Raw genomic sequence first — 21,731 nt, forward strand, 5'->3', positions numbered from 1 at the left:
GCACCTTCGGCCGTGTGGAGCAGGACCACAGCGGATGGAGGGCAGCGGGGTTGGGCACGGGGTGGGGATTCGCGGCAGGAGATTCGGAGCGGCTCACCACGGCGCCGGGGCCTGTCGCGCCCGACGTTCGCCAAATCGAGTAATTGTCCTAAAGAATACCCCTGTGGTTGAGGTGCGTCCCCATCGGAACGGTCACCGGGTGCACTCTCGGCAGAGTGGGCCGCGCCCGGTGCTCGAGTTGGCGCGGGAACCGCGGTGGGCGCCCTGCTGAGGCGCCGAGTTCGCCCACCCGCGTCCCGGCCGCGACCACAGCTCGCGCGTGGCGCCACCGCAGGCTTCGACCACCGTGAGGCCGCGGACCGGCGAAGCAGGACTTGCCATTGAGTACGCAGCTGTTGTAAGGCCCGCGATGAGCACCAGTTCCGGCTCGAGCGGGAATTGCTGATCTGTTTCAAACCGCTACGCCCGGAGCCTTTCCCGCCCTGCCAGTGGGACAGGTGATGGCACAGCCCGATGGTGAGGGAGATCCCGCGATGAGGAACCAGGACAAGGTGGCACCGGACAGCGCGTATACCGAGGGGTGGCCGCACTGCTGCGGCGACTGGCCGCCATACGTGCGCTGACCGGCCGCGGTGCAGTTCCCGCGTCGGGTCGAACCGCCGGGTGGAGCGGAACTCCCCGTGGTGCGCGGGCCCGCGCACCACGGGGAGTTCCGCTGTCCGAGGCTCTCAGCCGGGGAGGGGAGCGGCTGCGCGGCGACCTCCTGGGCGGGCCGCCTGCAACCCGATCGGCCCCTCCCGCCGCTCGCCGACCGGACCCCCGCACGGGCCGGCGATAGGCTCGTCCAGGGGACTCGCCCCGACGGGTCGGAGGGGTTCGGAGGACATGACCGAGACCGCACACGGCAGCTCACCGTTCGCCGCGCTGCCCGCCAGGGTGGACTTCGCGGAACTCGACCGCGAGGTCATCGGGTGGTGGAAGGCGAACGACGTCTTCGCGCGCAGCCTGGCCAAGACCGCGGACGGTCCGCCCTGGGTCTTCTACGAGGGCCCGCCGACGGCCAACGGCAGTCCGGGCACCCACCACGTCGAGGCGCGGGTGTTCAAGGATGTCCTGCCCCGCTACCGGACCATGAAGGGCTACTCCGTGCCCCGCCGCGCGGGCTGGGACTGCCACGGCCTGCCGGTGGAGCTGGCGGTGGAGAAGGAGCTCGGCCTCAACGGCAAGCCCGACATCGAAAAGGTCGGCATCGCCGAGTTCAACGACCGGTGCAGGCAGTCGGTGCTGCGGCACGTCGGCGAGTTCGAGGCGCTGACCGAACGCATGGGCTACTGGACCGACCTCGACCACGCCTATACCACTATGTCCCCGGAGTACGTCGACAGCGCGTGGTGGGCGCTGAAGCGGATCTTCGACGCGGGCAGGCTGTTCCAGGACCACCGCGTCGCCCCCTACTGCCCCCGATGCGGCACCACGCTGTCCGACCACGAGGTGTCCCAGGGCTACGAGAACGTCGAGGACCCCTCGGTCTACGTGCGGTTCCCGGTGCTCGGTCAGGTGGCGGGCATCGACGGGGCCGACCTGGTGGTGTGGACCACGACGCCCTGGACGCTGGTGTCCAACACGGCCGTGGCGGTCAACCCCGAGGTCGAGTACGTCGTCGCGCGCACCGGCGAGGGCACCTTCGTGGTGGCGTCGGCGCTGCGCGAGTCGGTGCTCGGCGAGGCGGCCGAGGTGCTGGCCGCCGTGCCCGGCCGCGAGCTGGTCGGGCTGCGCTACCGCCGCCCGTTCGACGCGGTGGACATCCCCGACGCGCACCTGGTGCTGGCCGCGGACTTCGTGACCACCGAGGACGGCACCGGCCTGGTGCACCTGTCGCCCGCGCACGGCGTGGACGACCTGGCCGCCTGCCGCGCCGCCGGGCTGCCGGTGGTCACCGCGGTCGGGCCGGACGGGCGGTTCGCCGCGGACCTGCCGCTGGTGGGCGGGATGTTCTTCAAGGACGCCGACGAGCCGGTGCAGGCCGACCTGCGGGCCAGGGGCCTGCTGCTGCGCGCCCAGCGGTTCGAGCACGCCTACCCGCACTGCTGGCGCTGCCACACGCCGCTGATGTACTACGCCCAGCTGTCCTGGTACATCCGCACCACCGAGGTGCGCGACGAGCTGCGGCGGGAGAACGAGCGCACCAACTGGTACCCCGAGCACATCAAGCACGGCCGCTACGGCGACTGGCTGGACAACAACGTCGACTGGGCGCTGTCGAGGTCCCGCTACTGGGGCACGCCGCTGCCGCTGTGGCGCTGCGGGCAGGGCCACGTCACGGCCGTCGGCTCGCGCGCGGAGCTGGGCGAGCTGGTCGGCGAGGACCTGTCCGGGCTGGACCCGCACCGGCCGTTCGTCGACGAGGTCACCTTCTCCTGCCCGGACTGCGGCGGGCGCGCCGAGCGGGTGCCGGAGGTGATCGACGCCTGGTTCGACTCGGGCTGCATGCCGTTCGCGCAGCTGGGCTACCCGCACGTGCCGGGCAGCGCGGAGCGGTTCGCCCGCGCCTACCCCGCGCAGTACATCTGCGAGGCGATCGACCAGACCCGCGGCTGGTTCTACACCCTGATGGCCGTGGGCACGCTGGTGTTCGACCGCAGCTCCTACGAGAACGTGGTCTGCCTCGGGCACATCCTGGCCGAGGACGGCCGCAAGATGTCCAAGCACCTGGGCAACATCCTGGAGCCCATCCCGCTGATGGACCGGCACGGCGCGGACGCCCTGCGCTGGTTCATGGCCTGCTCCGGCTCGCCGTGGGCGGCCCGCCGGGTGGGTCACGAGGCGCTCGACGACATCGCCCGCAAGGTGCTGATGACCTACTGGAACACCGCCTCGTTCTTCACCCTGTACGCCAGCCACGCCCAGTGGCCGCAGCCCGCCGCGCCCGCCGCCGAGCGCGGCGCGCTGGACCGCTGGGTGCTCGGCGAGGTGCACGAGCTGGCCCGCGTGGTCGACGAGCGGCTGCAGGACTACGACACCGCGGGCGCGGGCAGGCGGCTGGCGGAGTTCGTCGACGACCTGTCCAACTGGTACGTGCGCCGGTCCCGCTCGCGCTTCTGGGCGGGCCAGGCCGACGCGTTCGCCACCCTGTTCGAGTGCCTGGACGTGCTGACCCGGCTGCTGGCGCCGTTCGTGCCGTTCATCGCGGAGAAGGTGTGGCAGCGCGTGGTGCGGCCCGGTCTGCCCGACGCGCCCGAGTCGGTGCACCTGGCGGACTGGCCCACCCCGGACGCCGCGCTGGTCGACCCGTCGCTGGCCGAGCAGATGCGCGCGGTGCGCGCGCTCACCGAGGCGGGTCGCGCCGCCCGCAAGGCCAGCAAGATCCGCGTCCGGCAGCCGCTGCGGCGCGCGCTGTTCGGCGTGCCCGCCGGGCTGGTGGTCGACCCGTCGCTGCTGGAGGACCTGGCCGCCGAGCTCAACGTCAAGTCGGTGCTGCCGCTGGCGGGCGCGGGCGAGGTGGTGGAGGTGACGGTCAAGCCGAACTACCGCGAGCTGGGCAAGCGCTTCGGCAAGCGGACCGGGCAGGTGGCCGCGGCCGTCTCGGCGGCGGACCCGGCCGAGGTGGTCGCGGCCCTGCGCGCCGAGCGGCCGGTGGAGGTCGTGGTGGACGGCGAGCGGTTGCGGCTGGAGCCCGCCGAGGTCCTGGTCACCGAGGTCCCCAAGCAGGGCTGGGTGGTCAAGTCCCAGCGCGACACCACGATCGCGCTGGACGTCGAGCTCACCCCGGAGCTGGAGGCCGAGGGCACGGCCCGCGACGTGGTCCGCGCCGTGCAGCAGGCGCGCCGTGACGCCGAGCTGGAGCTGACCGACCGGATCGCGGTCACGCTCACCGCGTCGGCGGGCGTCGTCGCGGCCGTCGAGGCCCATCGGGACTTCGTGGCGGCGGAGACCCTGGCGACCTCGCTGGAGCTGGTGCCCGACGCGAGCGCCGCCGACGACGGCCCGCGGGTCCAGGTCAGCAAGGTCTGACCGCCCGAGCCGCGTCGGCAAGTACTACCCGAGGCCCCCGTCCGGGCCGGTAACCACTACCCGACGCACCCGAACGCTCGGTCGGCGGCCTCAGCCGTTCAGCGCGTCCCGCACCTTGGCGATCACCGCGGCCTCGACCTCGGCCACCTGGCCGTCGGCGGCGGCCACCTCGTGGCAGATCGCCTCCACGGCGGCAGGGAAGGTGGCGGCGTCGGCGGGCGACTTCGCGGCGAGGATCTTCCGCGAGGTCCGCAGCGCCTCCAGGACTCGCTCCTCCAGCTCGGCTCGCGGGATCGCGGAGAGGTCCACGCGGGAGGCGTGCAGCGCGCCGCGCACGTTGGGGGAGAGCTCGGTCAGCGCGCGCAGACCGGCGTGGCGCTCCTGGATGACGGGACCGGGGTCGGCGTCGGAGACCAGCAGCATCACGCCGAAGACGGCTCTGCGCAGGACCTGGCTCTCCGCGTCGGTGTAGAAGATCATGCGGACAGCCTAAGATCCCGCTCCCCACGACCGCTGCCCGCCCGCGAGCACCACCCGACGCGGTCGTCGGGGATCGGTGGCCGCTCCCCGACGACCCGGACGGGGGACCGCCGTGGTCGACGGACGCGCTCGTCGCTACGCGGTTCCCTGGAGCGCGATGAGCTGGTCGAGGTTGTTCGGGTCGTTGTTGTCGTTCACCGACATGGTGACCGTGCGACCATCGGTGATGGAGAGGTTGTACGTGTTGGCACCGTTCACCGGACCCCGGTACGGCCCGTAGGAGTCGCCGAACTCCGCGACCCGCAGCGTGGTGTAGATCGTGTCGCTGTCGTCACGGGTGTCGTACACCCAGAGCACCTCGCCGTAGGGGTGGAATTCCGACTTGGCGACGAGCGTCGAGCCGACGTACAGCTCCACCTTGATCGCTATCCCGTTCGGGTCCTTCCGGAAGAAGGTGCCGTCCCACGAGTCGTTGACCCGGCAGCCGTCGCTCTGGGCGCTCACGGTCAGGTTGCCGCCCAGGCGGCGGCAATCGTCGGTGTCGACTTGGGCCCAGCGGACGGTGGGGTTGGGGTTGTACGCCTGAGCGCTGTTCGTCGTGGCCAGCAACGACCCTGTCAGCAGCACGGTGGTGACCACACCGCCAACCAGCGGGCGCAGATGTGTTCTCCGCACGTTCTTCTCCGTTCCTCCGAGGCGGCTGTGCGGACTGCCCGACGGACCAGGGCGGCAGCCGATGCTCAGCCGGTGACGTCGCCAGCGTGCGCGCCCGGCCTGGGAGGAATCTGGAATCCGTCCGCCTCGCCCGCGCGGGCTCACGCGGTGGTGCGCTCGCCCCCGTCGCTCCCGCTCGCCTCGGCGACCAGCCGCCGCTCCCGCGCGAGGTTGGCGCGGTGTTGGCGGACGGAGCAGACCAGCGCCGCTGCCCAGACCGCGTGGATGACGGCGTAGACCACCCAGCGGACGCCGTCGCCCGCGTCCACCCAGTCGCTCCTGAGCAGCGTCCGGGTGTTGGTCAGCACGATGACGCCACCCACCGCCGAACCGAGCACGCGGGGCGGGATGTGCCGCACCAGCCAGGCCGCGATGGGCGCGGCGATCACGCCGCCGAGCAGCAGGGCGGCGGCCCAGCCGAGGTCGACGTCCCGCGAGCCGAGTCCGGACAGGAAACCCGCGCTGGCGGCGACGGCCACCAGGAACTCGCTGGTGTCGATGGAACCGATCGTCTTGCGCGGCTCCAGCCGCCCGCTGGCCAGGATGGCGGGGGTGCCCACGGGCCCCAACCGCCGCCGCCCGTGGCGTCCACGAAGCCCCCGAGCAGGCCGAGTGGGGCCAGGAAGCGCTTGCGCAGCGGCTTGCCCAGGTCGTGCCGGGACAGGCCGGAGGTGGTGAACCGGACCAGGATGTACACGCCCAGCGCCAGCAGCAGCAACGACATCACCGGCGCGGCGACCTCGGTGGAGAGGCTGGACAGGAACGTCGCCCCGGCGAAGGCGCCGACCGCGCCGGGCAGGCCGATCTTCGCGACGACCCGCCAGTCCACGTTGCCGAAGCGCCAGTGCGCCACCCCGGCGACCAGCGTGGTGCCGATCTCGGCCAGGTGCACCGTCGCGGACGCGGCCGCGGGGCTGGTGCCGATGGCCAGCAGGAGGGTCGCCGACGTCACGCCGTAGGCCATGCCCAGGCTGCCGTCGACGAGTTGGGCGCCCAAGCCCACTAACGCGAGCAGCACCAGTTGTCGCATGTCGGCCTCCGTTCCCAAGGGCGGATCTGGCCGAATCTTCCCAGCGGGGCACCGGCCGCCAATCGCATTCACACCGCGGAATGCGGGCGACCGCAGCGGTGCGGCGCGGCCCGGCGAACCGGACCGCGCCGCACCGGATCGGGGTGCTACCGAAGGCCCTGCTCGATCGCCTCGACGATCCGCGGCCGCAGCTGCGCCGCCGGGATGATCGCGTCCACCGAGCCGACCTCGACGGCCCGCTGGATGTTGTGCACCCGGTCGAACTCGGCCGCCACCTCGGCCAGCTTCTCGGCCCGCACCGCGGACCTGGTGCTCGCCAGCTCCGCGGTCAGCGCCGCCCGCTCACCGCCGGTGGACTCGGCCACCGCGGCCTCCAGCTTGCGCACCCTGGGGTCGTTTGCGGTGCGGGTGTCCACGTCGCGGGTGAACACCACCGCCGCGGCCGGGGCGCCGCCGATCACCGACGCGAACGAGCCCTCCACCGCCAGCACCGTCATGTTCGGGTTGAGCGCCTTGGAGAACACCACGAACGCGCCGCCGTGGTACCGCGAGATCACGCAGAACACGATCGGACCCCGGAAGTTCACGATCGCGCGGCCGATCTCGGCGCCGTACTCCAGCTGCAGCTCCCGCATCGACTCCGGCGAGCCGTCGAAGCCGGACAGGTTGGCCAGCACCACCAGCGGCCGGTTGCCGCTGGCCGCGTTGATCGCCCGCGCGGCCTTCTTCGACGACTTGGGGAACAGCGTGCCCGCCGTGTAGGCGTCCGGGCCGTCGGTGGGCGGGAAGCCCTGCCGCGGCACAGCGCGCGACTCGATGCCCAGCAGGCACACCGGGATGCCGCCCAGGTGGACGTCCTGCACCACCGCGGTGTCCGCGTCGGCCATGTCGCGCCACCGCTCCAGCACCGGGTGGTCCTGGTCGGACAGCGCCCGCATCACCGTGCGGATGTCGAACGGCTTCTTGCGGTCCGGGTTGGCCTCGGTCGAGAAGATCTCGCCCACGGTGGTGAACGGGCTGTCCGGCGAGCTGTGCGGGTAGGCGCACACGTCCCGGTCCACCGGGTCGTCGGTGGACGCCCGGCGCGGGCCGCTCTCACCGGGCGCGACGAAGCTGTGCTCGTAGTGCGCCATCAGCACCTCGCGCGCCGAGCGCAGGTCCGGCGCCCAGTACTGCGCCTGCCCGTTCGGGCCCATCACCCGGTCGTGCCCGCCGATGCCGAAGTTGTCCTCCGCGGACACGCCGCCGGAGAAGTCCAGCGACTGCTTGCCGGTCAGCACCATCGCCGAGTCCGGGGTCATCACCAGGATGCCCTTGGTGTGCATGAGCATCGTGGCCTCGGCGTTCCAGTACGGCTGGGCGCCGACGTTGATGCCCGCCACCACCACGTTGATCTCGCCGCCCGCCTGGGTGAACTCGACGATGCGCTTGAGCGCCGCGGCCACCCAGTCCATGTTCTCCGTGCCGGAGCTCATCGAGATCCGGGCGCCCGCGGACAGGGCGAACCACTCCACCGGCACCCGCAGCCGCTCGGCCAGGTCCAGCGCCGCGATGACGCGGGCGCACTCCGGCTCCGACAGCGCGCCCAGCGCCTTGGTCGGATCGCCCAGCAGCACCACCCTGGTCATGCCTTCCGGGTGCTTGGCGGTGGGCGTGCTGACCGTGCCGACCACGATCGCGGCGGTGTTGCGCCCCCTCGGCCGCTCCACCGGGACCAGCTCGCCGTCGACCAGGTCGTGCTCGACGAACGCCCCGTCGGGGCCGCTGAGCAGGTCGACCAGCTCGTAGGGGTAGACGGTGCCGCGGCTGCGCGCCCGCAGCACGTTCTGCCGGTAGTCGTCCAGCGGCCGGATCGGCTCGGTGGGCGGCTGGATGAACGACAGCCGCACGCCCGCGCCCGCGTCGTCGCCAATGCGCACGCCGATGTCGACCAGCTCCCCGGTGGCGCGGTCGCGGCGCCGGGCCAGGAACAGCACCTCCTCCAGGTCCAGGCCGGTGGCGGTGGGCAGCACGCGCTTGGCCACGGCGTCCAGCTCCGCCGAGCCGAGGTCGGTCGGCGGCCACGCGTAGAGCACGATGCGGTTGGTCGCGGGCCGGTGGCCCCCGCCCTGCCTGCTGCGCGCCCGGCGCAGCGCGTCCAGGCAGGCCGAGAGCACGTCCTCGGCGGCGGGCAGCGCGACGATGCGGCCGTCGTCGTCGCGCAGCGGCGTCAGGTCCCGCACCTGCGCCAGCGCGACCAGGCGCTCGTCGGACGGGTTCTGCTTGGCCACGCAGCGGTAGAGGTAGACCTCCTCGTCCAGCGACGGCAGCCGGGTCAGGTCGAACTCGCGCAGCCGGTCGAGCTGCATCCGCTCGGCGATGCGCGGGTGCAGGCCCCGCACCAGGCGCTCCTCGACCAGGCCCTCCGGGGAGGGGCGGAAGGTGAAGTGGTGGTGCATCGCCTCGCCGCGCCTGCCCGCCACGGTCGCGGTGACGCGGTCCACCCCGGCGGGCAGCGGCCGCCCGCCGAGCACCTCGCGCAGCCGGGTGGCCATCGCCTCGTGGTCGGTCGGGCCGTCCGCCCAGGTCAGGTACAGGTCCGCGACCGCAGAGCCGTCACCGGCCAGCTCGCCGAGCGCGCCCACCGCGCCCGCCAGCGCGGGGAAGTCCACCGCGGTGCTGACCACGCGGGTGCCGTCCACCTGGTTCTCGGCCACCACGAACACGCACCCCGCCACGTGCGCGGGGCGCACCGCGGTGAACGCGTCGTTGCCGTAGTAGCGGCGGGCCAGCACCTCCAGCAGCGGCACCGGGTCGGTGCCCGCGCGGCGGATGCGCTGACCCAGCAGCCGCACCAGCGGCTCGGGGCTGGCCACCATGGCGGTGATCCGCTCGGCGCGGTCCGGCGCGTCGGGGTGGCGGTCGAGGTGGGCCAGGTGCTTGCGCACCTCCCAGTGCACGCGGGCGCGCGAGCGCCGCAGCACCGGCTGGGCGAACCAGCGGAACACCACGCCTCGGGCCAGGTCCGCCACGACCGGGAAGCGGACCTGCGTGGCGGCGACGAGGTGCTCCAGGGCGAGCCCGACCGAGAGCCGGTCCGCCTCCGAGGGCGGCGCCTCGGTCAGCCACTGCCGCAGCAGCGCGGCCACCACCGCGGCGTCCGCGGCGGCGCGCTGCTGGGCGAGGAAGATCCGGAAGACCGCCTCCTCCAGCGCGGGCGTGTGCTCCAGGTCGGTGACGCCGTAGTGCGCCAGTGCGGTGGACAGCCGCTGGCGGAACGTGTCGGAGACGCCCGCCCGGTCCGGTTCGAGGCTGCGCAGGTAGGTGTGGAAGTACTCGCGCGGGCTGTGCACCCGGCTGTCGGACTGCTCGTCGCCGACGGGCCGGTTGCGGCTGAGCTCGGACAGGTCGGCGAACAGCCGCAGCAGCCCGGCCTCCTCGGCCAGCGGGCGCTCGGGCAGCTCGGCGCGCGCGGACAGGTAGTCGACCGACAGCCGGTCCGCCCCGTCCTGGTCGGTGTCGTAGCCCAGCAGCAGGTCGCGCAGGTCCCGCAGCTGCCGCTGGTAGGCCCGCGCGTCGGCGGGCGCGGCGGGCAGCTCCAGCTCGACGGCGGGGCCCCGCGCGCCCTGCTCGGCGGTCGCGTCCGTGTCGCCGACGGGCTCGAGCCGCAGCAGCGGGGCGCCCGCGGGCACCTGGCTGCCGACCGACACCGCGGACTCGCGCAGGCGGGCGCGGAACGGCGCGCGCAGCACCGTCTCCATCTTCATCGCTTCCAGGACCAGCACCGGGGCGCCCGCTTCGACCTCGTCGCCCACCTCCAGCGGTGTCGCCACCACCAGCGCGGGCATGGGGGAGCGCAGCACGCCGCCCTCGTCGCGGCTCACCCGGTGCGTCACGCCGTTGACCTCGACGTGGTGCACCGGGCCGTGCACGCCCGTGACGATGCGGAAGCGCACCCCGTTGACGGTGATCTGCCCGGTGTGCGAGTCGAACCGCTCCACGTCCACGTCCGCGGTGCGCAGCTCGCCCCCCGCGACCGGCAGGCCGACCCGGAACCGGTGCGCGCCGACCCGCGCGATGTGCACGCGGTAGCTCTGCTCGCGCAGGCTGAACTCCAGCACCCGGCCGCCCTCGTGCCGGGTGTGCGGGCGACCGCCGCGCGCGGAGGTGAACAGCTGGCTGCGGGACAGCTGCTCCTCGTCCTCGTAGACCCCGATCGCCGCGGTGGCCAGCGCGATGGCGGAGTGCCGGTGCACCACCAGCCCGCCCTGCGCGCGCACCCGGTCGATCCAGCCGGTGTCCGCGCTGGCCTCGACCACGGCGGGCTCGTCGAGCAGGTCGAGCACGAAGCTCTTGTTGGTCGCGCCGCCCTCGATGATCACGGTGGTCTCGGCCAGCGCGCGGCGCAGCCGGGCCAGCGCCTCTGCCCGGTCGCGGCCGTGGGCGATGATCTTGGCGATCATCGAGTCGTAGTCGGGCGGGATGCTGTCGCCCTCGCTCACGCCGGTGTCGACCCGGATGCCGGGGCCCGCGGGCAGCTCCAGCCGCTCGATGCGGCCGGGGCAGGGCGCGAAGTCGCGGTCGGGGTCCTCGGCGTTGAGGCGGGCCTCGATGGCGTGCCCCCGCTCGGCGGGCCGCTCGCCCTCCAGCCTGCCGCCCGACGCCACGTGCAGCTGGGCGCGCACCAGGTCGAACCCGGTGGTGATCTCGGTGATCGGGTGCTCGACCTGCAGGCGGGTGTTGACCTCCAGGAAGGCGAACCGCTGCTCGCCGGGGTGGTAGAGGAACTCCACCGTGCAGGCGCCCCGGTACCCGACGGCCAGTGCCAGCCGCTCGGCCGAGGCCTTGAGCTCGGTGACCTGCTCGGGCCGCAGCACCGGCGAGGCCGACTCCTCGATGATCTTCTGGTTGCGCCGCTGCACCGAGCAGTCGCGCACGCCCAGCGCCCAAGCCGTGCCCTGGCCGTCGGCGATGACCTGGACCTCGACGTGGCGGGCGCCGGTCACCAGGCGCTCCAGGAACATCACGCCGCTGCCGAAGGCCCGCTCGGCCTCCTGGCTGGTCCGGTCGAACGCCTCGACCAGCTCCTCCTCGGAGGTGATCACCCGGATGCCCCGGCCGCCGCCACCCGCGGTGGCCTTGAGCATGAGCGGGTAGCCGATGTCGCGGGCGGCGCGCACGGCCGCGTCCAGGTCGTCGACCGCGCCGCGGCTCCACGGCGCCACCGGGACGCCGACCTCCTCGGCGATCAGCTTGGCGCCGATCTTGTCGCCGAGCTTGCGCATGGCCTCCGGGTCGGGGCCGATGAAGGTCACGCCGATGCGGCCGCACAGCTCGGCGAAAGCGGGGTCCTCGGCCACGAAGCCCCAGCCGACCCAGGCCGCGTCGGCCCCGGAGTCCACCAGTGCCCGTTCCAGCACCGCGAGGTCCAGGTAGGGCCGGTCCGCGGCCCGGCCGAGCGAGTGGGCGAGGTCGGCTTCCCGCACGAAGGTGGCGGTGTTGTCGACGTCGGTGTGGAGGGCCACGGTTTCGATGCGCGACCCGGTCTCCGCGGCGAGGTCGCGCACGGCGTGGATGAGCCGCACGGCGGCTTCGCCGCGGTTGACGATGGCGATTCGCGAGAACAAGGCCTGGCTCCTAGTCGGGCAGCTGTGCGTGGAGAGCGTCGTCGATCAGCTTTTCTGTACGCCCTCGAGAAACCAACGGTGGCCGCTATGCGTGTTGCGCCCGGAATTTTGTAGGAACCCTACAAGAGGCGTGGTCAGCGCGTTCGGCCGGAAGATCCGGTGAGAGTCCGGTTGACGGCCAGTGGCCGCGTGGTGGACGGACGTCGGCCTACGCGGCGGTGGCGATGACCACCGCGGCCGCCGCGGTCCAGCCGAGCGAGGTGTAGAGGGCGCGCCCGTCCGGACTGGCGACCAGGACGCCGGTGTGCGCGCCGCGCCGCGCGGCCTCGCCCGCCAGCGCGCCCATGACGGCGGCGCCCAGGCCCCGGCGGCGGTGGCCGGGCCGGGTCTCGATCCGGTCCGGGACGGTGTGACCCGCCACGACCGAGGTCTGCCCGCCCGCCGCCAGGTCGTCCCCGTGCCGCACCTCGACCCCGATGACCGGACCGCGCGCGGTGGTGGTGACGCGGTACGGGGCGGGGACGGCGCGGGTCGGGTGGTCGGCCAGATCGCGGGTCATCAGCCACTCGCGGGTCTCGCGGGGCCGCACGCCCGCGTCGCGCAGGGTCCGCTCCACCTCGTCGGGCCTGGTCGTGGGAACGGTGAGCCAGGTCGGGCGCTCCGCGGCGGCGACCTCGTCGGCGAGGCCGAGGACGGTGGCGTCGTCGTCGTGCAGCGCGATGACCTCGGAGTGCCTGCCGGGCAGGTCCAGCAGGAGGCGCAGGCCACCGCGGGCCTCCTCCGGCGCGGCCCAGCCCCGGCACTCGCGCCAGCCGCGCTCCCAGAGGCGCACGAGCTCGGTCAGGGTGGGCTGGGACGAGCCGGGCACGGGTCCTCCGGGGAGCGCTTGTTGCAACTGTGTGGCGACAGACCTCCCATCCTAGTCCTCGCGTTGCTCGGCGGGCGATCCAACGGGGAGATCGCGGACGCGCCCCATGTCGGCTCACGGGCGGGGTCGCGCTGAGCGTCCACAGCCGAGCGTCCACTGTGGATCGGCGTCCGTCGGGAGCGCTCGCTCAGCCGGTGAACAGGTTCAGCGGCACCGCGTCGGCCAGCGCCCGGTAGCCGGTGGGGTTGAGGTGCAGGTGGTCGCCGTCGTCGTAGGCGGGCAGGAGGTCGCGGGGTCGGGCGGGGTCGCGGGTGGCGGCGTCGAAGTCGATCACGGCGTCGAAGCGGCCGCTGGTGCGGATCCAGGTGTTGACCGCCTGGCGCGCGGACTCCCGGTGCCCCTCGGGATCGTCGTAGTTGGTGTTGCCGCCGAAGGGGGTCAGGGTCGCGCCGTAGACGCGGATGTCCTGGGCGTGCGCGCGGACGACGATCTGGTCGTAGGCCGCGATCAGGTCCTCGGCCACCTTCCGCTGCGCCTCGGCGGTGGCCGGGGCGGTGCCGATGTCGTTGACCCCCTCGAACACCACCAGCCACCGCGCGCCGCTCTGCGCCAGCACGTCGCGGTCGAGGCGGGCCAGCGCGTTGGGGCCGAGGCCGTCGTTGAGCACGCGGTTGCCGCCCGCGCCCTGGTTGAGCAGCGCGACGTCGTCGGTGCGCCGGTGCGCGTGCAGCCGCGCGAGGAACTGGTCGGGCCACCGGTTGTTGCCGTTGGTGGTGGAGCCCCGGCCGTCGGTCAGCGAGTCGCCCAGCGTCACCACGGCCTTGCCGTCGCGCTTGGTCCGCACCTCGACGCCGCTGAGGAAGTACCAGTGGTCGGTGGGGGTGCTGCCCGTCATGGTCTGCGCCGCGACGTGGTTGCCCCGCAGCAGGTGGCTGGTGGTGCGGGAGCCGGGGTGCGAGGTGATGCGGTCGGATGCCTGTCCCTCGGCCAGGTAGGTGGTGACGGTGAGGTTGGTCCTGGGGGCCAGCCGGAAGTCGATCGGGTCGGACACGACCTGGGCGCCGACCGGCACCACGGTGGAGTCCTTGCCGTGGAAGGTGATCCGGTGGGTGGTGTTCGGCCGCACCGAGGCCACGCCCGCCTTGTCGCCCTCCGGCAGCGCCACGGTCACCGCGGTCAGCGGCAGCGGGGCGCCGCCGAAGGCGTTGGAGAAGCGCAGCCTCATCCGCTCGCCGCCCACCGAGACGCGCACGGTCTGCCGCAGCGTGCTGTCCACCAGCACCACGCCGTCCCCGGTGAACGGGGCGGGCGGCATGTTGTGCGGCTCGGTCAGCTGCGGCATGGAGGCCCAGGTGCCCACCCAGTCCTGCCCGGTGGTGCCGGGGCGGTGGTCCAAGTGGGCTGCCAGCGGCGCGGCCGTCGCGAGCAACGCCGTGATCACCAGGGCGGTGGTGGAGGACCTGCTCATGGTGGGCTCCCCGCTTCTGCGTGGATCAACGGTGCGACCCGGTCCGTGCGGCCGCCGAAACATTCGCTGTAAACCCGGAAACTTTCCGGGCAGAGTATGTCGACGGCGCTCCACCGCGTCAAGGAAGTCCCGCTTCCCGGCCGCGGGTCAGGTCCGCAGGTAGGAGGCTCCGTTGAGATCGAGGACCGCGCCGGAGGCCCACTCCGCCTCCGGTGAGGCCAGGTAGACCACCGCGGCGGCGACCTCGTCGGGCTTGCCGACCCGGCCGAACGGGCTCTGCCCGCGCACCTGGTCGGTCACCAGGTCGGCCACCCGCTCGGTCGCGACGAAGCCGGGTGCCACCGATGCCACCGCGATGCCGTGCGGGGCCAGCGCGACCGCCAGCGACTGCCCCAGGGAGTGCAGCGCGGCCTTGCTCGCGCCGTAGGCGGGCATGTCCGGCTCGCCCCGGAAGGCGCCGCGCGAGCCCACGTTGACGATCCGCCCGCGAACACCCCGCTCGATCATGTGGTGGGCGACGCAGTACGAGATGTTGGCGGCGCCGAAGACGTTCACGTCGAAGGTGCGCCGCCACAGGGACCGCCACTGCTGGTAGGAGGTGTCGGCCAACGAGCCGAGTTCCACCAGGCCCGCGTTGTTGACCAGGACGTCGATGGTGCCCAGCGCCTCGGCGGCGGACTCGACCGCCGCGGCGACGGCGTCCGGGTCGGCCAGGTCCGCGTCCGCCGAGGACAGGGCCACGACGCGGTCGCCGCGGTCGCGGAACGCGCGGGCGATCGCCGCGCCGATACCGCGGCTGCCGCCGGTGACCAGCACTCCCCGGCTCACTTGGCGAACACCTGCGACTCGTCCTTGAACGCCTTGAACTCCAGCGCGTTGCCCGCCGGGTCGCGGAAGAACATGGTCCACTGCTCTCCCGGTTCGCCCGCGAACCGCTGGTAGGGCTCGATCACGAACTCGGTGCCCGCCGCGCGCACCCGGTCGGCCAGCGCGTGGAACTCCGGGACGGGCAGGATCAGGCCGAAGTGCGGCACCGGAACGGCGTGGCCGTCGACCGGGTTGTGGCCGGAGTCGGCGCGCGGGCCGGGCACGACATGGGTCACCACCTGGTGCCCGTAGAAGTTCCAGTCGACCCACGCTTCGGCGGAACGCCCCTCCGCGAGGCCGAGCACGCCGCCGTAGAAGGCGCGTGCCGCAGCCAGGTCGTCGACGGGGATGGCGAGGTGGAATCCGGGTTTCATGTCCCCAACCTTGACCCTCGCTTGTCTGAATGTCAACATTCAACATCGTGCAGATGCGTAGAGCGGAACGGCGCGGGCTCGCCGACGAGGCGGCCGACCGCATCAGGGAAGCGATCTTCGCCGGGGCCTTCCCGCCCGGCTCGCCGGTGCGCGAGGTGGAGTTGGCCGCGTCGCTGGACGTCAGCCGGGGGTCGGTGCGGGAAGGTCTGGCCGTGCTGGAGCGGGAGGGGCTGGTGCGCAGCGCCTGGCACCGCGGCACGCGGGTGATCGACCTGACCGCGCGGGACGCCGAGGAGGTCTACTCGGTCCGGGCCGCCCTGGAGGGGCTGGCCTGCCGCGGCGCCATCGGCCGGGTCGATCCCGACGTGCTGGACCTGCTCGTCGACGACCTGGCCGCGCGGCTGGCGGCGGGTGCCTCCAGCGAGGAGCTGCTCGCCCTGGACGTCGAGTTCCACGAGGAGATCTACCGGGCCGCGGGCAACCGCAGGCTGTTGGAGGCGTGGCACGCGGTGCGCTCGCAGGTCCACCTGTTCCAGCTCGCCCGCGTCCGCTCGGGTCGGCGGGACTACCGCGCGGTCGTGGTCGAGGAGCACCGGGAGATCGTCCGGCTGCTCCGCGCGGGTGATGCCGAGGAGGTCGCCCGCTACGCCGAGGAGCACGTCCACTCGGCGCTGCGGGCGCTCGTCGCCGGGCTCGACCGCTGATCGGCCTCAGCGGTCGAGCCCGGCGGTGACCGGTGCTTCAGCTCAGCACGACTTGGTCCAGGAGCACTCCAGGTCCAGCCTCGGGTCCGCCGACTTCTCCGGCACCGCCCTGGCCTGCAGGCCAGGCTGGGCCTGCCCGGCGCGGTCGGAGGCCAGGCGGACCGCGACGGCGTCCTCGATGTCGCGCGGCACGGAGGAGACGAAGTTGTTCAGCATCAGCGAGAACACCAGCTTCCGACCGTCGGCGTTGGTCACGTAGCCGCTCAGCGCGCTGATCCCGGTCATCGAGCCGGTCTTGGCGCGCAGGTTGCCCGCGGCGGCGGTGCCCGCCATCCGGTTGCGCAGGGTGCCGCCCACCCACCGGTCCGACATGCCCGCGATCGGCAGCGCGTCGTACCAGCTCTGGAACCAGGGCTTGGCGCGCGCCGCCCGCAGCAGTCCCACGAACAGGTCAGGGGAGAGCACGTCCATCCTGGACACTCCCGACCCGTCGAACATGTTCATGGTCAGCGGGTCGGCGCCCAGGTTGGGCAGCAGGGACTCCAGCGCCCGCACGCCCGCGGGCCACGAGCCCTCCCCGTGGTACTTGCGCCCCAACGACTTGATCAGCGCCTCGGCGTGCATGTTGTTGCTCAGCTTCAGGAACGGCACCAGCAACTCGCGCAGCGTCATCGACCGGTGGGTCGCCAGCACCCGCGCCGACTGGGGCGTGGCGCGGAAGGCGGTCCCGCCGACGACGGTGATCCCCTTGGCCGCCAACGACTTGCGGAACAGGCCCGCCACCAGCGCGGTCGGGTCGTCCACGGAGATGTAGGTGGCCTGCGGCCCCGCTCCCGGCGCGATGGAGCCGCTCACGTGCACCACGTTGGAGCCGTGGGCGCGCTGCACCGAGATCGAGCCGCCCGACGCGGTGGTGGCGGTGCTGCGGATGTCCAGGTCCACCGGCGGGTCGACGCGCACCCGCGCGGGACCGCCCGCGACACCGGGGGAGACCTGCACGATGACCGAACCGGAGTCGTAGTCGGTGTCCGGTGCGATGGTCAGCGCCGAGGTCTGGGCGCTGTAGTAGTACGGCTCGTCGTCCCAGGCCCAGCCGGTGCCCAGCGGGACGGAGTCGAACCAGCTGTCGTCCGCGACGAGCGCGCCGCGGACGGTCCGCACGCCGGTGGCGGCCAGCTGCGCGGCCAGGTCGTCGTAGTCGGCGGCGAGCGTGGTGGGGTCGCCGGTGCCGCGCAGGTAGAGGTCGCCCATGAGCTCCGCGCCCTGCACGGGTGCGGTGGTGGCGAGGTCGGTGGTCCAGCGGTGTTCGGGGCCCAGGCCTTCCAGCGCGACGGCGCTGGTCACCAGCTTCGCCGTCGAGGCCGGTTGGAAGCGGGTGCGCCCGGAGCGGCTGTACAGCAGGTCGCCGGTCTCGGCGTCGCGCACCACCAGGCCCACCGCGGAGGCGGCCAGCCTGGAGTCGCCGAGGATGCGGTCGAGGTCCGCCGTGAGCGGGTCCGCCACGTCGGCGGCGGCGCCCGTGGTGAGACCCACGACCAGCGACAGGGAGAGGAGCAAGGAGGTCGATCGCGACCGACTGATCATGAGCTGATTGTGCCCCTCCGACTCCGCCGGTGTGACCGGTTTCGCCGGTCGACACCGAACACGGCCGCAGGACCGGCCTGCGTCCGCCGGACCGTCCACATCGGCCACCGCTGCCACCGTCCCGTCCGGCCCGGCGGGACAGCAGCGGTGTCAGGTGCGCGGCGAATGGGTAATGCCGAACCGCGGGAGCCGATCCGCGGCTCCCGGCGGGGTGTGAGGGAGCGTCGTGCTGGGACAGGTGGATCAGCCGTCGGTGGAGGTCGCCGTGCGCGAGGGCGTCGTGGTCGCCGCCGTGCGCGGCGATGTGGACGTCGACAACTTCCGGCAGGTGCGCGAAGCGCTGTTCACCTGCTTGAACCGCGGCGGGGCCGCGTTGGTGGTGGACCTGGACGGGGTGGGGTTCTTCGGGTCGATGGGGATCGCCGTCCTGGTCGAGGCGCGGCAGCGGGCCGACGTGCTGGACACCGGTTTCGCCGTCGTGGCGGGGCGGCGTGCGGTGGTGCGGCCCATCCGCACGGCCGACGTGGAAGAGCTGCTCCAAGTGCGTCGCACCCTGGAGGAGGCCCTGGCCGCCGCGCGGGACCGCTCGCAGCGGCGCGGGGACGAAGCGGACACGCCCTTCTCCTGGTGGTCCTCCTAGTCAGCTCCGTAGGGCTGGTCTCGAAAGTTGCGACGCCAGTTTCGACTTATTTTCGAAAATCTTTCATTGTTGCGTGGACTGTTGCATCGCCTACGGATGAGTGTGAACTCCACACGCTGAATCGATACTAGCTGGGCTTTTTGGCGAAGATTCTGATCATCTTGATCGATTTCGGGGCCGCCGGACGGGTGTCCCATGCGGACCTTGATGACCCATTTGTCGTCCGCGAACCGTCTCAATAGCCCTCATAGGCTCTTGTCAGCGCTATCTGTTTCGGGCAACACTGCTAAAAGTTTCAGCCTCTGCAGGTGTTCCCGGAAGGCGAGACATGAAGCTGACAGCGAAGTCAGTGACACCGGTCGTGCTCGGACCGGTGGTCCACGACAGGTGGTGCTCCGGCGCGACGACCGTCGTGATCCGGGTGCCCGTGCGACGGCCTCTGCTCCCGTCCTGATCGTCCGACCGGACTGCCGGGAGCACGTTCGCACGTTCTCGGGTCACCGCCGCGACCCGATCGCACCACTGGCCTTCACGAGAAGGAAGAACGCATATGGTCAACTCCCACACCCCTGCGGTGAGCCGCAGGCGCGGCGGTGTCCGGCTGCTCGTCGGCGGCGCGTGCGCGGCGCTGGTCATGGCGCTGCTGCCCGGTGTCGCCCACGCCGCCTTGTGCTCGAACCAGGTCGGCACCCACAACGGCTACTACTACTCGTGGTGGAGTGACGGCGGCGGTTCCGCCTGCATCGAGCTGGGCGCGGGCGGCCAGTACAGCACCACGTGGCGCAACACCGGCAACTTCGTCGGCGGCAAGGGCTGGAGCAACGGCTCGCGCAGGACGGTGAGCTACTCGGGCAGCTTCAACCCCTCCGGCAACGGGTACCTGACCCTCTACGGCTGGACCTCCAACCCGCTGGTGGAGTACTACATCCTCGACAGCTGGGGCGACTACCGGCCCACCGGCACCTACAAGGGCACCGTCACCAGCGACGGCGGCACCTACGACATCTACGAGACGATGCGGTACAACGCGCCCTCCATCGAGGGTGACAACAAGACCTTCCCGCAGTTCTGGAGCGTCCGGCAGCAGAAGAGGGTCGGCGGCAACATCACCACCGGCAACCACTTCGACGCGTGGTCCCGCGCGGGCATGCGGCTGGGCAGCTTCAACTACTACATGATCATGGCCACTGAGGGCTACCGGAGCAGCGGCAACTCCAACATCACCGTCCGCTGACCACCCAGCCGCCCGGTGCCGCCCGACCCCGCGGGCGGCACCGGGCGGCCACCAGGAGGGAGCCCTTGATGAGAACCGCACCACGCTTGCTGAAACGATCGCTGGTCCTCGGGTTGGTCGCCGCCGCGACGGTGGCGACGGGCGCCGTGGCCAACGCCGCGCCGGTGCGCGCAGCCGCCTGCAACGGCTACGTCGGCCTCACCTTCGACGACGGCCCGTCCGGCAACACCGGCGCGCTGCTCAACGCGCTGCGCCAGAACGGCCTGCGGGCCACCATGTTCAACCAGGGCAACAACGCCGCCGCCAACCCCGCGCAGGTCCGGGCGCAGGTCGACGCGGGCATGTGGGTGGGCAACCACAGCTACAGCCACCCGCACCTGACCCAGTTGGGGCAGGCGCAGATCGACTCGGAGATCTCCCGCGCCCAGCAGGCGATCGCCAACGCGGGCGGCGGCACGCCGAAGCTGTTCCGGCCGCCGTACGGCGAGACCAACGGCACCGTGCAGTCCGTGCTGGCCAAGTACGGCCTGACCCAGATCATCTGGGACGTCGACTCCCAGGACTGGAACAACGCCAGCACCGACGCGATCGTGCAGGCCGTCAACAGGCTCAACAACGGCCAGATCATCCTCATGCACGAGTGGTCGGCCAACACGCGCGCCGCGATCCCGCGCATCGCGCAGAACCTGGCCAGCCGCAACCTTTGCGCGGGCATGATCTCCCCGCAGACCGGCCGCGCCGTGGCCCCGAGCTGATCCCCGGCAGACCCCGCACCCGCGTCGGACTTCCGGCGCGGGTGCGGCTCATCCGGCGGAGGGGTCCGCGAGCTCCCCCCGTGCCACTCGTCGCAGTGGAGCCTGGTCCCGTCGGCGGCGAGGAAAGCCGGCACGCCCGACCCTGACAACCGCCCGCCGGGTCAGAGCCTGCCCGCCGGGCGGCGCCCGCTCGTGATGGCCTCCACCTGCTCGCCGGTGAACGGCGGGTCGAGCAGGTCGGCGCGCTGGGCGTGGCAGCGGAACATGTCGGCGATGTAGTGCATCCGGTCGGGCAGGTCCGACCAGTCCCGCGCGGCGGTGTCGAGCAGGCTGTCCGGGGTCGGGTCGACCACGCGCAGCAGCGCGAGCAGTTCGGGGTGGGACAACCGGTCCAGCAGCGGCGGGAACCGCGCGGGCAGGTCCTCGTCCAGCTCCAGCAGCTCGCCGCCGGGCAGTGCCAGCGTCATCAGGTGCGCGGTGACCGCCCGGCGGGCCACCGCGCGGACGTGGTCGGCCAGCTGCTCGCCCGCCACGCGCACCGGCCCCCGCCTGCCCAGCACGATCACCAGCGCCATGCGCAGCCACCTGAGCACCGGGTTGTCCGGCAGGAGCAGCCGGAACAGGCGGCGTTCGAGCGCGCGGGGATCGACCAGCGGCGCCTCCAGCGCCGCGGTGATCTCCGGCTGCAGCCGCGTCTGCTCGTGCAGGCCGACCTCGATGTTGGCCAGGAGCAGCAGTTCGGCCCGCTGCTTCGGGTCGGCGGTGGACATCGCCTCGTGGTAGCGCGTGAAGGCCCGCCGGAGGCGGTCCTGCCCCTCGGGCGGCTGGCCGGGGCGCAGCCCGTCGCGGAACCGGGCGATCCGCTGCTCGTCGGCCACCGCGTCGTCGGCGAACTCGGCGAGGAAGCGGGCGAACTCGCGGGCGATCTCCTCGAACACCTTCAGGTTCCCCCGTGCCGTCGCCTCGCTGACGGCGTCCAGGCGCGCGGTGGCCACCACAGCCCGGCGCACCACCCGCTCGAGGTCGTCGAGCCCGCGCCGGGGGAGGGCCCGGCGCAGGCTGCGGGCCACCAGTTCGACGCGGGCGGCGGTCTCCGGCGAGGACTTCAGCAGCCGCTCCAGCGTCCGCGCCAGGTCCTCCTGCCGGATGCTCTGCCCCACCTGCTTGGACGCCCACACCGCGAAGGTGCACCAGTTCGCCCACCCGCCGGTGCGGGCGGCCAGCGCCCGTGACAACCGGTGGTAGCAGTGGGTGATCTGGAGGTTGCGGACCACGGGGTCGGCGTGCGCGACGATCCGGTCGACGTCGGGGACCGTGGGCGGGACATCGCCGCTGAGCTCGTCCACGTCCGCGCTGGGGTGACTCATGGTGCCGACCTCTCCGCTCGGGGCTGCAC

14 protein-coding genes and 1 pseudogene are annotated in these 21,731 nt (G+C 72.7%); 5 read left to right on the plus strand and 10 right to left on the minus strand.

Annotation, left to right across the window (positions count from 1 at the left end):
• Window positions 1-885 precede the first annotated feature (885 nt).
• A complete protein-coding gene (gene ileS, locus JOF41_RS09170; RefSeq protein WP_209617786.1) occupies window positions 886-4,011 on the plus strand; it encodes an isoleucine--tRNA ligase in 3,126 nt (1,041 codons plus the stop codon).
• A gap of 90 nt (window positions 4,012-4,101) precedes the next feature.
• Here the strand turns inward: ileS and JOF41_RS09175 are convergent, their stop codons facing one another.
• The 8 genes and pseudogenes from JOF41_RS09175 to JOF41_RS09210 form a co-directional block, all read right to left on the minus strand.
• Entirely contained in the window at window positions 4,102-4,491 is a 390-nt protein-coding gene (locus JOF41_RS09175) for a hypothetical protein (RefSeq protein ID WP_189227638.1), read from the minus strand.
• A 135-nt stretch (window positions 4,492-4,626) separates the two neighbouring features.
• On the minus strand, window positions 4,627-5,118 hold the full coding sequence (locus tag JOF41_RS09180; RefSeq protein WP_189227637.1) for a hypothetical protein: 492 nt from the start codon (window positions 5,116-5,118) through the stop codon (window positions 4,627-4,629).
• Between the two features lie 188 nt (window positions 5,119-5,306).
• Window positions 5,307-6,235 (minus strand): annotated as a pseudogene (locus JOF41_RS38575) (sulfite exporter TauE/SafE family protein).
• A 146-nt stretch (window positions 6,236-6,381) separates the two neighbouring features.
• On the minus strand, window positions 6,382-11,841 hold the full coding sequence (locus JOF41_RS09190) for an ATP-binding protein (protein ID WP_209617789.1): 5,460 nt from the start codon (window positions 11,839-11,841) through the stop codon (window positions 6,382-6,384).
• A 208-nt stretch (window positions 11,842-12,049) separates the two neighbouring features.
• Window positions 12,050-12,709, minus strand: a complete 660-nt coding sequence (locus JOF41_RS09195; RefSeq protein ID WP_209617791.1) for a GNAT family N-acetyltransferase — start codon at window positions 12,707-12,709, stop codon at window positions 12,050-12,052.
• Between the two features lie 187 nt (window positions 12,710-12,896).
• Window positions 12,897-14,177, minus strand: a complete 1,281-nt coding sequence (locus JOF41_RS09200; protein WP_189227634.1) for an SGNH/GDSL hydrolase family protein — start codon at window positions 14,175-14,177, stop codon at window positions 12,897-12,899.
• A gap of 147 nt (window positions 14,178-14,324) precedes the next feature.
• On the minus strand, window positions 14,325-15,005 hold the full coding sequence (locus tag JOF41_RS09205; protein WP_189227633.1) for an SDR family NAD(P)-dependent oxidoreductase: 681 nt from the start codon (window positions 15,003-15,005) through the stop codon (window positions 14,325-14,327).
• Window positions 15,002-15,418, minus strand: a complete 417-nt coding sequence (locus JOF41_RS09210) for a VOC family protein (protein ID WP_189227632.1) — start codon at window positions 15,416-15,418, stop codon at window positions 15,002-15,004. The genes JOF41_RS09205 and JOF41_RS09210 overlap by 4 nt, the downstream gene beginning before the upstream one ends.
• Window positions 15,419-15,471: 53 nt before the next feature.
• Between JOF41_RS09210 and JOF41_RS09215 the strand changes: the two genes are divergently transcribed.
• Window positions 15,472-16,122, plus strand: a complete 651-nt coding sequence (locus JOF41_RS09215) for a GntR family transcriptional regulator (RefSeq protein ID WP_209617796.1) — start codon at window positions 15,472-15,474, stop codon at window positions 16,120-16,122.
• A gap of 42 nt (window positions 16,123-16,164) precedes the next feature.
• Here JOF41_RS09215 and dacB read toward each other — a convergent pair whose 3' ends face one another.
• Complete coding sequence (gene dacB / locus JOF41_RS09220) at window positions 16,165-17,706, minus strand: D-alanyl-D-alanine carboxypeptidase/D-alanyl-D-alanine endopeptidase (protein ID WP_209617799.1); 1,542 nt, start codon at window positions 17,704-17,706, stop codon at window positions 16,165-16,167.
• A 226-nt stretch (window positions 17,707-17,932) separates the two neighbouring features.
• Between dacB and JOF41_RS09225 the strand changes: the two genes are divergently transcribed.
• The 3 genes from JOF41_RS09225 to JOF41_RS09235 all read left to right on the plus strand — a co-directional run bounded on the left by JOF41_RS09225 (window position 17,933) and on the right by JOF41_RS09235 (window position 20,335).
• On the plus strand, window positions 17,933-18,346 hold the full coding sequence (locus JOF41_RS09225; RefSeq protein WP_189227630.1) for an STAS domain-containing protein: 414 nt from the start codon (window positions 17,933-17,935) through the stop codon (window positions 18,344-18,346).
• A 574-nt stretch (window positions 18,347-18,920) separates the two neighbouring features.
• Window positions 18,921-19,580, plus strand: coding sequence for an endo-1,4-beta-xylanase XynA (gene xynA, locus JOF41_RS09230; protein WP_276530119.1), 660 nt, complete (start codon window positions 18,921-18,923; stop codon window positions 19,578-19,580).
• Between the two features lie 68 nt (window positions 19,581-19,648).
• Window positions 19,649-20,335, plus strand: coding sequence for a polysaccharide deacetylase family protein (locus JOF41_RS09235; RefSeq protein ID WP_189227628.1), 687 nt, complete (start codon window positions 19,649-19,651; stop codon window positions 20,333-20,335).
• A gap of 161 nt (window positions 20,336-20,496) precedes the next feature.
• Here the strand turns inward: JOF41_RS09235 and JOF41_RS09240 are convergent, their stop codons facing one another.
• Window positions 20,497-21,702, minus strand: a complete 1,206-nt coding sequence (locus JOF41_RS09240) for a hypothetical protein (protein ID WP_209617802.1) — start codon at window positions 21,700-21,702, stop codon at window positions 20,497-20,499.
• Between the last annotated feature and the right edge of the window lie 29 nt (window positions 21,703-21,731).

The organism is Saccharothrix coeruleofusca (genome assembly GCF_017876325.1).
In the GTDB taxonomy this organism is placed as follows: domain Bacteria; phylum Actinomycetota; class Actinomycetes; order Mycobacteriales; family Pseudonocardiaceae; genus Actinosynnema; species Actinosynnema coeruleofuscum.